This window comes from Candidatus Eremiobacterota bacterium, from assembly GCA_031082125.1.
Lineage (GTDB): Bacteria > Vulcanimicrobiota > CADAWZ01 > CADAWZ01 > Ess09-12 > Ess09-12.
The window spans coordinates 193,126-209,146 of the sequence record JAVHLM010000003.1 but is presented as its reverse complement, the minus strand read 5'-3'; the positions used below and the strand labels follow the sequence as shown (position 1 = coordinate 209,146).

General features: G+C 52.2%; 16 protein-coding genes. All 16 read left to right on the top strand.

The window, feature by feature from the left end:
- Positions 1-11 precede the first annotated feature (11 nt).
- The 16 genes from RDV48_04975 (at position 12) to RDV48_04900 (ending at position 16,020) form a co-directional block, all read left to right on the top strand.
- Positions 12-1,325 carry an SLBB domain-containing protein gene (locus tag RDV48_04975; GenBank protein MDQ7822129.1) on the top strand — a complete coding sequence of 438 codons (1,314 nt, stop codon included), beginning with the start codon at positions 12-14 and terminating at the stop codon, positions 1,323-1,325.
- A gap of 194 nt (positions 1,326-1,519) precedes the next feature.
- Positions 1,520-2,071, top strand: a complete 552-nt coding sequence (locus RDV48_04970; GenBank protein MDQ7822128.1) for a BMC domain-containing protein — start codon at positions 1,520-1,522, stop codon at positions 2,069-2,071.
- A 34-nt stretch (positions 2,072-2,105) separates the two neighbouring features.
- A complete protein-coding gene (locus RDV48_04965) occupies positions 2,106-2,438 on the top strand; it encodes a BMC domain-containing protein (protein MDQ7822127.1) in 333 nt (110 codons plus the stop codon).
- Positions 2,439-2,481: 43 nt separating this feature from the next.
- Positions 2,482-2,940 (top strand): ribose 5-phosphate isomerase B, encoded by a 459-nt coding sequence (gene rpiB / locus RDV48_04960; GenBank protein MDQ7822126.1) that lies wholly within the window; start codon positions 2,482-2,484, stop codon positions 2,938-2,940.
- 744 nt (positions 2,941-3,684) lie between these two features.
- Positions 3,685-4,353 (top strand): deoxyribose-phosphate aldolase, encoded by a 669-nt coding sequence (gene deoC, locus RDV48_04955; protein MDQ7822125.1) that lies wholly within the window; start codon positions 3,685-3,687, stop codon positions 4,351-4,353.
- Positions 4,354-4,417: 64 nt separating this feature from the next.
- Positions 4,418-5,122: a DNA repair protein RecO gene (gene recO, locus RDV48_04950; GenBank protein MDQ7822124.1), complete on the top strand. Its 705-nt coding sequence runs from the start codon at positions 4,418-4,420 to the stop codon at positions 5,120-5,122.
- 56 nt (positions 5,123-5,178) lie between these two features.
- The gene (gene ruvX, locus RDV48_04945; GenBank protein MDQ7822123.1) at positions 5,179-5,646 is read left to right on the top strand and encodes a Holliday junction resolvase RuvX; all 468 of its coding nucleotides are present in this window, start codon (positions 5,179-5,181) and stop codon (positions 5,644-5,646) included.
- Entirely contained in the window at positions 5,612-6,625 is a 1,014-nt protein-coding gene (gene mltG, locus RDV48_04940; GenBank protein ID MDQ7822122.1) for an endolytic transglycosylase MltG, read from the top strand. Before ruvX ends, mltG begins: the two co-directional genes overlap by 35 nt.
- A 123-nt stretch (positions 6,626-6,748) precedes the next feature.
- Positions 6,749-7,369 carry a uridine kinase gene (gene udk / locus RDV48_04935; GenBank protein ID MDQ7822121.1) on the top strand — a complete coding sequence of 207 codons (621 nt, stop codon included), beginning with the start codon at positions 6,749-6,751 and terminating at the stop codon, positions 7,367-7,369.
- Positions 7,370-7,378: 9 nt separating this feature from the next.
- The gene (locus RDV48_04930; protein ID MDQ7822120.1) at positions 7,379-7,942 is read left to right on the top strand and encodes a YqeG family HAD IIIA-type phosphatase; all 564 of its coding nucleotides are present in this window, start codon (positions 7,379-7,381) and stop codon (positions 7,940-7,942) included.
- Positions 7,943-8,041: 99 nt separating this feature from the next.
- On the top strand, positions 8,042-9,778 hold the full coding sequence (pilB, locus tag RDV48_04925) for a type IV-A pilus assembly ATPase PilB (GenBank protein ID MDQ7822119.1): 1,737 nt from the start codon (positions 8,042-8,044) through the stop codon (positions 9,776-9,778).
- A 24-nt stretch (positions 9,779-9,802) separates the two neighbouring features.
- Positions 9,803-10,930 carry a type IV pilus twitching motility protein PilT gene (locus tag RDV48_04920; protein ID MDQ7822118.1) on the top strand — a complete coding sequence of 376 codons (1,128 nt, stop codon included), beginning with the start codon at positions 9,803-9,805 and terminating at the stop codon, positions 10,928-10,930.
- Positions 10,931-11,071: 141 nt separating this feature from the next.
- On the top strand, positions 11,072-12,298 hold the full coding sequence (locus RDV48_04915; protein ID MDQ7822117.1) for a type II secretion system F family protein: 1,227 nt from the start codon (positions 11,072-11,074) through the stop codon (positions 12,296-12,298).
- Positions 12,299-12,526: 228 nt separating this feature from the next.
- Positions 12,527-13,279, top strand: coding sequence for a sigma-70 family RNA polymerase sigma factor (locus tag RDV48_04910; GenBank protein MDQ7822116.1), 753 nt, complete (start codon positions 12,527-12,529; stop codon positions 13,277-13,279).
- A 165-nt stretch (positions 13,280-13,444) separates the two neighbouring features.
- Complete coding sequence (locus tag RDV48_04905) at positions 13,445-13,846, top strand: prepilin-type N-terminal cleavage/methylation domain-containing protein (GenBank protein ID MDQ7822115.1); 402 nt, start codon at positions 13,445-13,447, stop codon at positions 13,844-13,846.
- Between the two features lie 170 nt (positions 13,847-14,016).
- A complete protein-coding gene (locus RDV48_04900) occupies positions 14,017-16,020 on the top strand; it encodes an O-antigen ligase family protein (GenBank protein MDQ7822114.1) in 2,004 nt (667 codons plus the stop codon).
- Position 16,021: the final 1 nt, after the last annotated feature.

The window sequence follows — 16,021 nt, the reverse complement described above, 5'->3', positions numbered from 1 at the left end:
GAGAACACCCCATGGGAGATCTCGTTGAAAAAGTAAAGAGTGCGGGCGTAGTGGGCGCAGGGGGCGCCGGCTTCCCGACCCATGTGAAATACCAGGCGAAGGTGGAGTACGTCATTGCCAACGGTGCGGAATGCGAGCCTCTTCTCTATTGTGACCAGAGCCTGATGGCACTGGAGGCCGAGAAGATTGTCGCGGGCCTCAGGCTTGCCGTTGAACAGGTTCAGGCAAAAGCCGGTTTCATTGCGCTCAAGGCCAAGTACAGGAGTGCGAAAGGCGCCCTGGAAAAAGCCATTAAAGGATGCGCAAATATCCATCTTCATACCATGGAGAGCTTCTATCCCGCGGGCGATGAGCAGGTCCTCGTTTACGAGGTGCTGGGAAGGGTGGTACCCGAAGGGGGTATTCCCCTGCAGGTGGGCGTCGTGGTGAACAATGTGGCCACCCTTGTGAACGTGGCGCAGGCCCATGAAGGCATTGCGGTGACAAGACGCTGGCTTACCATCCATGGAGAAGTGAAAAATCCCCTCACCTGCGAGCTCCCTGTGGGAACTTTGATCGGCGAGGCCATTGCCCTTGCCGGGGGTGCCCTGACCGATGACTACACCATTCTGGTGGGAGGGCCCATGATGGGGGTGGTAGGGAGTGATAATGATCCTGTCACCAAAACTACGAGCGGCATACTGGTCCTTCCCCCGGAGCATCCCCACATTCTTCGGAAAGTGCAGCACCCAAACGGGATTCTCAGGAGATCCAAGGCTTCCTGTGATCAGTGCATGTACTGCACGGAGCTCTGCCCGCGCTATCTCCTCGGGCATGCCATGAAGCCCCATCTGATAATGAGATCAATCCCCTATGGAATAGCGGACAGCACTATCGCCACCTCCTCTTATCTGTGTTGTGAGTGCGGTCTCTGCACCTTCTACGCATGCCCGCTCTTTCTCTCGCCGGGGATGATCAATGCCATGCTGAAAAAGGAGCTTGGCGGAAAAAATGTCAAAAACCCTCACCGGAGGGCCGATGTGTCGCCTTACCCCTTCCGCGACGAGCGGAAGATCTCCACGAGACGCCTCCTGGAGAGGATCGGCCTCTCCCGCTATGACGCGCCTGCACCCTTTGTGAGGACGGACTATATGCCGACACGGGTTCGTATCCCCCTGAAGCAGCACCTGGGGGCACCTGCTCTTCCCGCCGTCAAGGCGGGGGCCATGGTACGCGAGGGGGACCTTGTCGGTGAAATCCCTGAGGGCAAGCTCTCGGCCCGGGTCCATGCCTCGATTCCCGGGATGGTGATGGAGGCAGAGGGGGAGATTGTGATAGAACGATGAGCGGATTTTCAGAGATGCCCTGAGGGGCGGGAATAAAAGCTCATCCTGTGCGAAAGGATTAGAATTTATTGACCTGAATTGAGGAACATACCCGGCGAAAGCCATACCCATGGCTTTATGGAGGAATTAGCCGGGAGGGGGAGAATAGACAGTGAGAGAGTTCTGGTGCTGACTAGAGAATAGAGGTGATAGAGGTGCAATATCCTGCTATCGGCTTTGTGGAGCTTAACAGTATCGCAAGGGGCATAGAAGTATGCGATGCCATGGTGAAAGTGGCCGAGGTGGATCTTATTGAAGCCCACCCCATATGCGCGGGGAAATATATGGTACTGGTTACCGGCAATGTGGACGCTGTGAGGACTTCCGTGCGAAGAGGGGAAGAGGTGGGAGATCTCCATATCGTGGACACTTTTGTGATTCCCAATGTCCATCCCCAGGTAGCTCCGGCGCTCAGGGCCAGCACCGCGGTGGACAGGCTCGATGCCCTCGGGGTCGTGGAGACCTTTTCTGCGGCGTCGGCTATCAATGCCGCTGATGCCGCCGTAAAGGCGGCCGAAGTGCAGCTGCTGGAAATCCGCCTGGCCAACGGCATGGGCGGCAAGTCCTTCTTCACGTTCACCGGGATTGTGGGGGCGGTGCAGTCGGCATCAATGGCTGCGCTTGAACTTATTAAGGATCAGGGGATGCTTGTGCACAGCGTGGTTATCCCGGCACCCCATGAAATGATGGGCAGAGTGATACTGTGATGTCTGCCCAACGGCGATGAAAGGCACTGAGAATATGGCACCTGTGAAAAAGAATGACTGCACGGGCCAGGCCCTCGGGATGATTGAAACGAGAGGCTTTATTGCGGCAGTTGAAGCGGCAGACGCGATGGTGAAGACCGCAACAGTGACGATTACCGGTGAAGCAAGGGTAGGCGGCGCATCGGTAACCGTGCTTGTGAGGGGTGACGTTGGTTCCGTGAAGGCGGCGGTAGAAGCAGGGGCAGAGAGGGCACGGCGGGTAGGCGAGCTTATCGCAGTCCACGTGATTCCCCGCCTTGCCGACGAGGCCGAAATGATCATCGACTCAATGCATGGCGCCAGCAATACCTTTTTAGAGTGCGACTGAAGAATGAAATTGTCTTAATCCTGGTAAAAAGGGAGGCAAGCCCATGAAAGTCTATATTGGCTCTGATCACGGCGGTTTTGAGATGAAGGAACAGCTCAAGCCCTACATTGAGAGCCTGGGGTTCCAGGTCGTTGATTTCGGCGCCTATTCCAGGGACCCCGTTGATTACCCCGATATTACCTTTCTTGTGGCGGAGAAGGTTTCCCATGATCAAGGTGCCCTGGGGATAATGATAGACGGGGCGGGGATTGGAAGCGCCGTCACGGCGAACAAGGTGCCCGGTGTGCGCGCTGCACCCTGCTATGACACCTATTGCGCGCGGAACAGCAGGGAGCATAATGATGTGAATATGCTCACGCTTGGCGGCCGTGTCACGGGAGCCGGCATGGCCGAGGAGATTGTGAAGGTCTGGCTCACCACGAAATTTCTTGGCGGCCGCCACAGCAGGAGAGTTGATAAGATCATGTCAGTGGAGCAGAGGTTTCTCAAGGATCCGTCATAGCCCTGCCCTTGACGACATAGAAAGCCGAGAGGTGATCACATGGACATGAAAAATCTCATTGAGAAAATCACCAGGGAAGTGATGGACACTATGAAGGAGGGAAGCCCCGAGCCAAGGGTTCCCCATGCCCCGGCGAAAAAACCGGGGGGGCAGAAGGTGCTCCTCATCATTGATGATGCCGTCCCGCCGGGCCAATGGCAGTCCCTTCTCACCACGCGGTTTACCGGGTCTGACATCTCGGTGCTCCTCTCGGGGAAGGCCTCTCTTCCAGGCGATCCGGCCCTGAGAGACCTTGTCGGCAGCGTCTTTGCCTGGGAGGATGGAGCGCCGCTGAAAGCCAGGCTCGGTGCTTACGGCTGTATTTACTATCTGGCATACCGCCCCTCGCAGCTCTCAACTCTTGCTTATCTTCTGGAGGCGAATCCCCCGGTGAAATGCATCATGGAGGCTCTCGCGTGCGGCGTGAAGGTGGCTGTGATAGATGGAGTCGAGCGTTCAAGCAAGGGTATCGCCGCAAGGCTGAGTGAATTCCTGAAGGATATCGAATCAATGGGTATTGCCGTTGAGTCCGGCGCCGGCATCTCAGCTGCCCCGAAAGAAGGGACAGCTCCCTCTGCGAAGTGCGAGGAGGAGAAAGATGAGTGCGCAGGCTGCGGGAAATGCGCCACCCTTGCCCCCGGAAAAGTCAATGCCGTTGTGGGTGCCGGTGCTGACAGGATCTCTACGGCGCCCGGGGTGGAAAAGATAAACAAAGAGCTTGCCCTCATGATAGACCACACCCTTTTGAAGCCTGATGCCACCAGGGAGGATGTCATAAAGCTCTGCAAAGAGGCAAAACAGTATGTTTTCGCATCGGTATGCGTGAATCCCGGCTATGTGAAGCTTTCCGCCGAATGCCTTAAAGGCTCTCCTGTCAAGGTGTGCACCGTGATAGGATTCCCTCTCGGAGCCACCACGTCGGTCACCAAGGCCATGGAGACGAGAGACGCCATTGCAAACGGCGCTGAGGAAATCGACATGGTCATCAATGTGGGGGCCCTGAAAGCCGGGAATTATGACCTGGTAGAGAAGGATATTGAAGCCGTGGTCGAGGCCGCTTCAGGCTATCTTGTCAAGGTGATCATAGAGGCGGCCCTTCTCACCGATGAGGAAAAAGTCATGGCCTGCAAACTCTCAAAACGGGCCGGTGCCGATTTCGTGAAAACTTCAACCGGTTTCGGCCCCGGCGGTGCCACTGCCCACGACGTGGAGCTCATGCGCCAGACAGTGGGAAAATATATGGGAGTGAAGGCTTCGGGGGGCATAAGGGATTTTGCCACTGCACAGAAGATGATCAAGGCAGGGGCAACCCGCGTAGGTGCCAGCGCCAGCGTGGCCATCGTGAAGGGAGAGGCAGGCACCAGCGCCTATTAAGGTTTCCGCCTCTTCCCCTTTGCCATGTTCCCTTTCTACTGATGGATATGGAGCGATATCTTTAGTGCCCCTCTTCAAGACAAAAGGGATAGTGCTGAAAAAGCAGGAGTATGGAGAATGTGATGAGATCATCTCCCTTCTCTCACCTGATTATGGGAAAATTAAGGTGATCGTGAAGGGGGTCCGCAAGGTAAAAGGGTCCCAGGTGGGGAAATTCGAGCTTTTCAGCGAGGTATCCCTTCTCCTTGCAAGAGGAAGAAATATCGAGAAATGCATGCAGGCGCAGCTCCTTGCTCCCCACTCCGGGCTCAGGGAGGACCTGGTGAGGCTCTCATACGGCCTTTATTACCTTGAGCTTTTTGACCGTTTTCTTCCCTTCTCCGAGCCCCATCCATCCCTTTACCGCCTCATCAAGAAGGCGCTGCATCTGCTTGAGGAGGAACTCGAGCCTGAGCTCCTGAGCGTGCTCCTCCTCTATCATTTTCTCAAGGCGCTCGGTTATGAGCCCTCTTTGACACACTGCGCCGAGTGCGGCGACAGTGAGGTGCTGAGGCGCTTCAGTCCGTCGCAGGGAGGGCTGTGCTGCGGCAATTGCCTCGGGAGCAGCCGTGGCTCTCTCGCGGTGGACGAGGAAGTCCTGACGCTCCTCAGGGTCCTTCCCGGAACGTCGCTCAAAAGGCTCAGATCACTGGGGGGGGGGAGGACCGGGCAAGGAGAGCAAGGGGCATTCTGGAAAGCCACGCCGAGTGGCATTTTTCAAGGGAGCTGAAGTCAGTCGCTTTTATAAGGGATGTAAGCAAAGTGCAGCGAAAGGAGTGAGTTCACGTGGCAGCTCACTACAGACGCATTATGGGTATAGATGTAGGCTCAAAGAGGATAGGTATTGCCTTTTCGGATCCTCTGTGCATTATTGCATCCCCCTGGGGCTTCATCGAGGTCCAGGATACTGCGCAGGTCATTGAAAAACTGGGAGCATTAATCAGTGAATACTCCGTCGGAGAGATAGTGGTGGGCCTTCCAAAAAACATGGATGGATCCCTGGGCCCGCAGGCCCTCATATCCCAGGAGCTTGCCTCGGCACTTGAAAAGGAATATGCCCTTAAAGTCCATCTTGTTGATGAGCGCCTCACCTCCTGGGAGGCAGAAGGCCTTCTTATCGATGCCGGTGTGCGGAGAAAGTCAAGGAAAGGGAAAACTGACAAGATTGCTGCATCACTGATACTTAAAGAGTACCTGGACAGCAGGAAAAAGACGGAGGATGACGCTCCCTGTGAAGATACTGAAGCTCCTTAAGCTCCTTTTTGCTCTTTTTATCCTCTGTACCATCGTTTTGATGTTTTTGGCCTACTCGATGGTAATGCCTCAGGGTACGGGAGCACCGGTGCTTTTTCAGGTCTCACCGGGGGAGAGCGCAGCGGAGATATCCCGAAATCTTGCCCATGAGCGTATAATCGGCAATGCTCTCTCTTTCAGGCTTCTCTTGAGGCTTGCCCGGGCCGAGGATCGCATCAAGGCGGGGACTTATGAGCTTACCCCGGCTATGAACTCTCTTGCCATCCTCAAAATGCTCGTCAATGGCCAGGTAAAGGAGCGGTCGTTCACGGCTCCCGAAGGAGCGTCAGTGGAGGATATCGCCGTGCTCCTGGAATCTACCCATGTGATGACGGCGGAAGAGTTCCGGACCGCCTTAAAGGAGCAGGGCTCTTTCCAGGTGGGATCTCTCACAATCGGGAATCCCGAGGGATTTCTTTTCCCTGATACCTATCAGGTTCCCTGCGGTATAAAACCGGATTTTCTTATAGAGAAGATGCTTCAGAGGTTTGAGGAGCAGATACTTCCTCTCTACCAAGCTTCAGCCTTATCCGCTCAATTCAGCCTTCCCGAGCTGGTGACCATGGCCTCGCTGGTGGAGAGGGAAGCAAGGCTTGACCATGAGCGTCCCCTTATTGCCGCAGTGTATTACAACCGTCTCAGGAAGGGAATGCTTCTCCAGTGCGATGCCACTGTGCAGTATGCCCTTGGAAGGACAAAGCCTGTCCTTTCCTTTGACGATCTGGAGATAGAATCACCTTATAACACCTATCTGCATCAGGGATTGCCTCCCGGGCCGATCTGTAATCCGGGCATAAAATCTTTCAAGGCCGCCTGTTCCCCCGGGGATGTCCCCTCTCTTTACTATGTCGTCGATGAAGTAAAGGGAGACGGATCCCACGTGTTTTCCACCACCTTTCATGATCACCAGGAAGCACTCCACAGGTACAGAAAAGACTGACAGGGAAGCCTTTATGGGTCACGAGGGATTTTGCCGTGCCATGCAAAATACTCCATTAAAGGAAAAGCTTTCAAAAGAAGGTCCTGAGTCCTGCCTTGAGGCGTGAAGAGGGAGTCTGGCGCGATGAAGAAGAAAACTATAGGTGTTGCAGGGGGAACGGGTTCCGGCAAGACGACGGTGGTCAAGAAGATAATCCAGGATCTTCCCCCCGACAAGGTGATAATGATCCCCCAGGACTCCTATTATATTGACCAGAGCCACCTTTCGTGGGAGGAGCGCAAGAAAATAAATTATGATCACCCTTTTGCCTTTGACAATGATCTCCTAGTTGAACATATCAAGAGACTTTCGGAAGGTGATGCCATTGACCTGCCGATTTACTCGTACATCACTTATTCACGACAGAAGGAGATCAAGCACATAGAGCCCAGGGAGATTGTCATCGTTGAAGGGATACTGATACTTGAGGACAGGCGTATAAGGGAGCTCCTGGATATAAAAATCTTTGTCGATACTGATGCCGATGAAAGGTTTATCAGGCGCCTGAAAAGAGATATCATGGAGCGGGGAAGGGCCGTTGAAGAGGTAATCGAGCAGTATATGGAAGTGGTGAGGCCCATGCATCTCCAGTTTGTGGAGCCGACAAAGAGATACGCCGATATCATCATTCCCGGCGGAGGACAGAACACGGTGGCAATAGACATACTCACCACAAAGATCCGTTCAATTCTTATGGGGATGTGAGGTGTAGAGATTTTAGACCTGCTTTATCCCGATTTTTTCATGGAAAGGGTGGAGTTTATTGACCTCCATCACCTCAAGGAGCACGGGTACGATACCCTTATCTTTGATCTTGACAACACCCTGGTAGGGTGGCGCTCAAAGGAGATGAGGCCTGAGCTCATGGAGTGGCTGAAAAGCGCCAAGAACCTGGGTTTCAAGATGTGCATAGTCTCAAATTGCGTGCTGAGGGGAAGGGTACGCTACTTTGAGAAGCTGCTGGACATTCCCGCTATCCCAAAAGCGGTTAAGCCGAGAAAAAAATCATTTATCGCAGCAATAAAAATGCTCAACAGCAGGTTCGGCCGCACCGTGGTGATAGGCGATCAGCTCTTTACCGACGTGCTTGGCGGCAACAGGCTGGGACTTCTCACCATCCTGGTGCTTCCCGTGGACAAGAGAGAATTCTATGCGACGATTCTCCAGAGGACTGCAGAGAAACTTATATTGTTCAGGATGAAGAAAAAGGGCATTCTTCACCCGCTGAAGGCTAAAATACCGAAAAAAATGTTACAGGCCAAGGAAGGAAATTTGTGACCTCTGTTGAACTTCTAACAAAGTTCTTGCAGAACCGCAGCGCAGTATGTTATAATCACTCTGAAGAGTATGCAGAAAAACTTCTAAGTTGGTGAAATAATGATTTCTCGCTCTCTGAAAAAAGATATTGGTGAGCTCCTTGTGGAAAACGGCCTTGTGACCGAGCGGCAGTTCCAGAAAGCCGTCGATCAGAGCAACAGGGTCAATGAAACCGTGCAGAAAATTCTGGTGAGCATGGGCTTTGTCACCGAGAAGGATATCACGGAAGTGATAGGCAAGCAGATGGGCGTCGATTTCGTGGATCTTGACGACTTCGACCTTGACCCCGAGCTCGCCCGCTCGATCCCGGAGCACCTTGCGCAGCGCTACAAGGTCATACCTATAGCCCAGAAAGAGAACAAGCTGACCCTCGCCATGGTCGATCCCCTCAACGTGATCGCCATCGACGACATAAGGCTTATCACCGGCTTTGACATTGAACCGGTGATTTCAACGGAGGACGCTATCCTGAAGGCCATCAACAGGCAGTTCGGCGTGACGGATCTTGCCGAAGTGGAAGAAACGGTGAAGGATATCAGCGCCGCAGATTTCGGCCCCGTTGAAGTCGATGATGCCGTGGAGGAAGAGATTGCTCTCGACAAACTGAAGGAACTTGTCGATGAGGCGCCTATTGTCCGCGTGGTGAACCTTATCATCTCGCAGGCAATCAATGATAAGGCCTCTGACATACATATCGAGCCTGAGCAAAAGGCGGTAAGGGTGCGCTACCGTGTTGACGGTGTGCTCCATGACGTGATGCAGCCTCCCAAGCACATTCAGGCGCCGATGATCTCCCGTATCAAGATCATGTCTAACCTTGATATCGCCGAGCGCAGGATTCCCCAGGATGGAAAGATCCATCTCAAGCATGACAACCGCGAATTCGACCTCCGCGTCTCGACGGTCCCCACGGTCCACGGAGAGAAGGTGGTCATGAGAATCCTGGACAAAGGCTCAGTCATGCTTGGTCTCAATAAGCTGGGCTTTTATCCTGATGTGCAGAGCGCGCTGGAAAACGTCGTGGAGAAGCCCTACGGGATGATCCTGGTGACGGGACCCACCGGCTCAGGGAAATCCACCTCCCTTTACTCTATTCTCAACAAGCTGAACAGGGGCGAAGTGAATATCCTTACCGTAGAAGACCCCGTGGAATACCAGATTCAGGGAATCAACCAGGTTCAGCAGAATATGAAAGCGGGCCTCACCTTTGCCTCGGCCCTCAGGTCATTCCTCAGGCAGGACCCCGATATCATCATGGTCGGCGAGATTAGAGACTCAGAAACGGCAAAGATCGGTATTGAAGCTGCTCTTACGGGACATCTGGTGCTGAGCACCCTTCATACCAATGACTCTGCTGGTGCCATTACCCGTCTTATTGAGATGGGAGTGGAGCCTTTCCTCTGTTCCTCGTCAATAATCGGCATACTCGCCCAGAGGCTTGCCCGCTGTATCTGCCCCAACTGCAAGGAATCATATGCACCGCCTATAGAGTCGGTGAGAAGGTTCGGCCTCACGGCTTACACGGATTCAGAGATTACCTTCTACAGGGGAAGAGGCTGTGATCATTGCAAGATGACAGGCTACAAGGGAAGAACGGGCATTCATGAGCTGCTCATGATCTCTGACCGTGTCAGAGGCCTCATTCTCCAGCGTGCCTCCACGGCGGAAATCAAGCAGTGTGCCGTAGAAGAAGGCATGAAAACCATGCCTGATGATGGTCTGAGAAAAGTGCTCGACGGCGTGACCACTATCGAGGAATGCCTCAGGGTGGTCTACATCGAAGGCCAGGAAATGTAAAAAACAGATAAGGAGACAGTGCGCATGGCAGTGGCAGAACCGTTAAAATTCACGATGGATGACCTTCTCAAGGTAACCGTTGAGAGAAATGCGTCGGATCTCCATCTTACCGTGGGATTGCCGCCGATGCTGAGAGTGAGCGGAAGGCTTGTGCCCACCGAGTATGCCCGCTTGATGCCTGATGATACGAAGCGGCTGGTGTATAGTATTCTCAATGACAAACAGAAGGAAAAGTTCGAAAAGACCTGGGAGCTTGACTGCTCGCACGGGGTGAGAGGCTTCGGCCGTTTCAGGGTTAACGTGTTCAAGCAGAGAGGCGTGGTGGGAGCATCGCTGCGCGCGATTCCCAGCACCGTCCCTTCCCGTCAGGAGCTCCATCTTCCGGGCATCATAGAGGAGATAGTAAGAAAGCCCCATGGGCTCGTTCTTGTCACAGGAGCAACAGGCATGGGAAAATCCACCACGCTTGCCTGCATGATCGACCTTATCAACAGCGAGCGCAGCAATCATATCATCACTATCGAAGACCCCATTGAGTATGTGCATCCCCACAAGAAATCCATGGTGAACCAGAGAGAGCTCGGGCAGGATACGCAGAGCTGGCTCAACGCACTCAGGGGAGTCCTGAGAGAGGACCCCGACGTGATCCTCGTGGGAGAGATGCGAGATCTGGACACTATCTCCGGCACCCTCACGGCAGCCGAGACAGGACATCTCGTCTTTTCAACGCTCCATACTTCCGATGCATCGCAGACAGTGGACAGAATCATTGATGTCTTCCCGCCTCATCACCAGCAGCAGATAAGAATCCAGCTCGCAGGAGTGCTTGAGGCGGTGTTCTCGCAGCAGCTCATACCTCATGCAAGCGGCGTGGGAAGAGTTCCCTGTGTTGAAGTCATGCTTGCCTCGTCAGCTATCAGAAACCTTATAAGAGAAGGAAAATCGCACCAGGTGTATAATGCGCTCCAGACAGGCGCAAAGGTAGGAATGCAGACCATGGAGCAGTCGCTCCTTGATCTCTATTTAAGCAAGCAGATTACCTACGAGGATGCCATAAACCATACCATGCATCCCGAGGATCTGAGGAGAATGATCGAGGGAACCTCCTCGGGAGGGAGCGGAGGAGGAGGAAAATCCGGCGGAAAGAAGTAGCTTATAACAGAATATGTTTTTGTATATGTCCCTCATCAAATTTTATGAAAAGGAGGTGGAATTATGTGGTGGTTCCTGATACCATTTGCAATACTTATTGTTGCTGATTTAACCAAAATATAAAAGGGAGGTCAAGGTAAGATGCCCGTTTTTGTATATGAAGCAAGAGATGCCACGGGACAACTGAGGAGGGACACCATTGAAGCGCCCAACGTAAGGGCCGCTACCCAGAAGCTTCAGGAATCCAGATACACTGTTATCAATATCAAGGAAAAAGCTGTCAGCGGTAGCCAGACTGATGTAATGGCGTGGTATCAGAAGCTTCGGAAGGTCAACGAACAGGCGCTTACAGTGTTCAGCCGTCAGTTTGCCACCATGATCAATGCCGGTCTTGCCATGGTGCGCTGTCTGGATATCCTGTCCGAGCAGACTGAAGACAAGAAGCTTCAGCAGACACTTATCCAGGTGAGAAGGGATGTGGAAGGCGGCTCAACGCTTTCCAACGCACTGGGCAAGCATCCCACCATATTCAGCACCCTCTATATCAGCATGGTGAAAGCAGGCGAGATGGGCGGTGTGCTCGATGAAGTGCTTGAGCGTTTGGCAAACTTCATGGAGAAGGATTTCAGCCTCAAGAAGAAGGTGAAATCAGCCCTTACTTATCCCTGCGTGATTTTGGTCATGGCCCTTGGCATCGTGTTTTTCCTAGTGACATACATTTTGCCGACATTCGTTTCACTTTTTGAGGGTATGAATCTTACGCTTCCCCTCCCTACCAAGATTCTGATGATGATTACCAAGGGAGCAAAGAATCCCTGGGTGGTCTTCCCTGCCCTTGGCCTCTTTGTCCTGGGCGGTTTTGCCTTCAACAGGTATATTCAGACACCCTTCGGAAGAAAGCAGTATGATCTGCTGCGTCTCAACATACCCGTGTTCGGCCTGCTCAACAAAAAAGTGGCTATCTCACGCTTCTGCAGAACGCTGGGAACCCTTCTCAGTTCCGGCGTGCCTATCATGCAGGCTCTGGAAATCGTGGGAAAGGCGTCAGGTAACGAAATAATTGCATTGACAGTGGGAAAAATCAGGGAGAGCATCAGGGAAGGTGAAAGCATCGCCTCGCCTCTTGGCTCAAGCGGCATGTTCCCTCCCATGGTCACCCAGATGGTCGCAGTCGGTGAGGAAACAGGAAACCTGGATGCTATGTTATCCAAAATATCCGACTTCTATGACACTGAGGTGGAATATATGCTCGCCTCGCTCACTTCGATGCTTGAGCCGATCATGATCGTGGGCATGGGCGGTATTGTAGGCTTCATCGTTATATCGGTGTTCCTGCCGCTCTACCAGCTGATTGGAACTCTTCACTAGGAGAGAGAGGCATTTACCGGCAGCGAATGAAAGCAAAGGAGAGTCCGGGCATACTCTTGACAATCTGAATGGGCTTCGCCCTGAACATACTGATAATGAAATAACCACAGAGGGGATAGGCAGCTATCCTCTCTGTGGTTTCTATTGCCAGGTGTAAACCGGGCCATCGGGATGCCGGTCCGGGGTGCAGCAGGGTATAGAGAGCACAGAAAAGAAATGTTCACCCTCATGGAAAAGAATTCACCTCCTTCAGCAGAAGGGCATGATGAGGAGCTCTTCAGGGACTATTCCCGCTCCAGGGATCCTTTTCTGAGGCATACGCTCATCAGCAGGCATCTCGACCTGGCGAAGCCGGTGGTGAGGAAATACAGAAACCTGGGGGAGTCCAATGACGATCTCCTTCAGGTGGCTTATATCGGCCTCATCAAAGCCGTTGATCTTTATGATGTGGAGCGGGGCATCAAATTTTCCACTTTCGCATCCCACTGGATAGAAGGTGAAGTGAAGCATTATCTCAGGGACAAGGTGGAAATGGCCAGGAGGCCGAGATGGCTCAACGAGCTTGCAGGGAGTGTCAACAGGCTCATCGAGAAGCACCTCCAGGAGCATCAGACTCCGCCAAGCACCGAGGCGGTCTCGAGAGAGCTCAATATCCCCGAGCACAAGGTCAAGGAGGTGCTGAAGGCAAAGGAGTCGGGAAATACCCATCGGGTTTCTCTCGATGAAGTGGGAGAGGGGGACCTCGAAAAAAGCATCGCTCCTGCCTACGAGTCATTCAAGCTCCCCGATGATGAGATGATCCTCCTGAAACAGGCACTGGAGCATCTCAGGCTTTTTGAACGGAAGGTGGTGTTCCTGTTTTTTTACTATGATCTTACCCAGATGCAGATAGCACAAAGAATGGGAATCTCGCAGAGGAAGGTTTCGAGGGTCTTGAGCAAGGCCGTGGAAGGAATGAAAAAATTTTTCAGGGCAAACTGAGGGAAAGTGCTCTGCCGGGCTCTCCATAGGTCAAAAGGACTACTCCTTTTTCAAATTCTACTTACCTTGAACTATTGATTTTCTTCCCCAAGTATACTATAATAGGAATTGCAGGAAAAACAGTGGGGAAATTCCTGATAAAAAAGTGAAAGGAGGTGAAATAGAATGTTAAAGAGGAAGAAGGGTTTCACCCTGATCGAGCTCATGATCGTTATCGCAATTATTGCTATTCTGGCAGCCATTCTGGTGCCTAATTTCCTTAGAGCTCGTGCACAGGGCCAGCTTACCGCTTGCAAAAGCAACCTGAAGAACATAGGTACTGCAATGGAGATGTATTCCACTGACAATCAGGGCAGGTATCCCAGTGCCAAGACTGGTGTAACGCCCAATTATCTTAAGCAGATTCCTACATGTGCTTCAGCAGGCACAGATCCTTATTCTTATGTGTACACTACGGTACCCGATGCGTACACAACCTGGTGCAGTGGCAGTTACCACACGTCGGTTATGGGCACCAGCAAGTCATCATATCCTCAGTATGATGCAGTTCAGGGCCTTATAGAGTAAGAGTATCAGAAGAACAGAAAAGAGCTCCAGTGGGGCTCTTTTTTTTTTATGTTTTTTTGGCGACGCCCTTTAAAAGCTGCACAGGGCGGCCTTGCCCATACCGGGGAGTGAAAGCAGAGGATTAGTGACCCGAAGGACGAAACACTCAATATTCTTCTCATGGAGCTGCCATGCAAGAGGCGGGATATCCCAAGAAAATCTTTAAGGCCTGTTCACTTTTGATAGTGTTGCTGGTCCCGCTGGTATTTTCTGCCCATCTTTACAGCTCCTTTGCCGTTATCAAGCTTGCTGTTTTGAAGATCCTTGTCCTGTTGATGATTCCCCTCGCTCTCTACCTTTATTTTTCCGGAGAAGAAGAGCGTTCGTGGCGATCCCGCATTGCGTGTATCGTGGTGTTTTACTGCCTTGTGTTTTTTGTGGCAGCCCTGGTCTCTCCCTATCGCATGATCTGCATCATACCGGCGGTGGAATTCCTCCCCATAGTGATACTTTACCTCATGTGGGTCAGGAATCTCAAGAAAGATGAGTACAGGGATTATTTTCTTGCCATGGTGTTTTCGGGTTTTATCTGTTCTGTATATGCGCTGCTGCAGCATTTTGGCATTGACCTGCCGGGGGTGGAATGGTCTCAACCCGAGATGGTGAGGAAAATGTCAATCGGCACGATGGGAAATCCTACCTTTCTCGGAGGGTTCCTGGTCATGGTCCTTCCGGTGAGCACCTTTTTTCTTGTGGACGGAAGTCTCAGGAAGGAGCCTTATCGAAGAATCATTTTCGCGGTCATATGGCTCACCCTGCTGGTGGCCCTTCTCTTTTCCCATTCCCGCGGAGCCTGGGTTGCCCTGGGCATCTCCCATCTGGTGATGATCCTTCTTGCCTGGAGCCATGTGGGCTCTGAAGTCAGAAAGAAGATAGTGGCGGTCTGCCTGATTGCCCTGGTGGCCTTTTTGCTTCTGTGGAGCGCCGAGAGCAGCGCCAAGAGGGAATTTTCCATTCTCAAGCGGCTTCGTGATACTTTTTCTTTCAGAGAGATTAACCTGGACAGGCTTTTTCTCTGGAAGATCGGCCTTGCCAATTTTTACTGCCACCCTTATATTGGCACGGGTCCCGGCTCCTATCCCTATATTTTCTCGCAGTACCGTTATTTTGAGCCCCTGGAAAACAGGGGGAGAGTAGCCCTTCCGGAGTCGTGCCATAATGAGGTGATTGAAACGGCATCCTCAATGGGGATTGCGGGTCTCGTGCTTTACGGCGTTCTTTTTTTACTTGTCTTCTATTGCATTTTGAAGCGTGTGAGCCGTGAAGGCGAATATTCAGAGAAGCTTAAATGGATAGCGGTCTCAGGGACTTTTATCGCTTATTACTGCCATGTGTTCTTTCTTTACTCAACCATGGTCACCAATGTATTATGGTGTTTCATGCTTGCCATGGTAAGTATCGCTTATATACCCCCCCCTCCGTCGCGTCAGGTTCAAAATAAGCTAACCTTTTTCCAGAAATTGGTTCTAGTCATGACAGTGCTATACTGCATATTTGCCATAAGAGACGCGGTAAAACCTGTGGTTGCCAGTTATTACCTCAACGAGGCAAAGAAGTATGAGGCAGGAAAAAGGTGGAAAGAGGCCATTGCTGCCTATGAAAGAGTTCTCCGGGAAGAACCGCTCTCCTATAAAAACCATCTCTATCAGGGCAAGATGCTTGAAGCCCTTTTCAGGGAAAAACCCTTCAAGGAGCTCCCTGAAGAAATCATGGCAAGCTACGGCCGGGCAAGCTCCCTTAATCCCTATGATCCTTACCCATATGCTGACATTGGAAGGTTTTGCGGGTACATGGCAGAGAATTATGACAGAGAGTATTTCCCCTGCGCAGAGGAGAATTATCGCAGGGTGATAGAGATGGATCCCTACAATCCTCTGTTTTATAACGATCTGGGAAATCTTTACGGGAGCATGGGCATGGATGACAAGGCGCTGCGCTACTATGAGGCAGGCCTCCTGCGCAGTCCCGATTCCGCGGTGCTTCATTACAATCTGGCTCTATATTATTGGAAGATGAAGAATTATCGAAAGGCCTCGTTCCATGTAAAAAAGGTGCTTCTCTCTGAACCCTCTCATCAGAAGGCCCTCGACCTTGAAAGGCGGATGAGAGTGCCCCTCAATGAAAAGGGAGATTGAT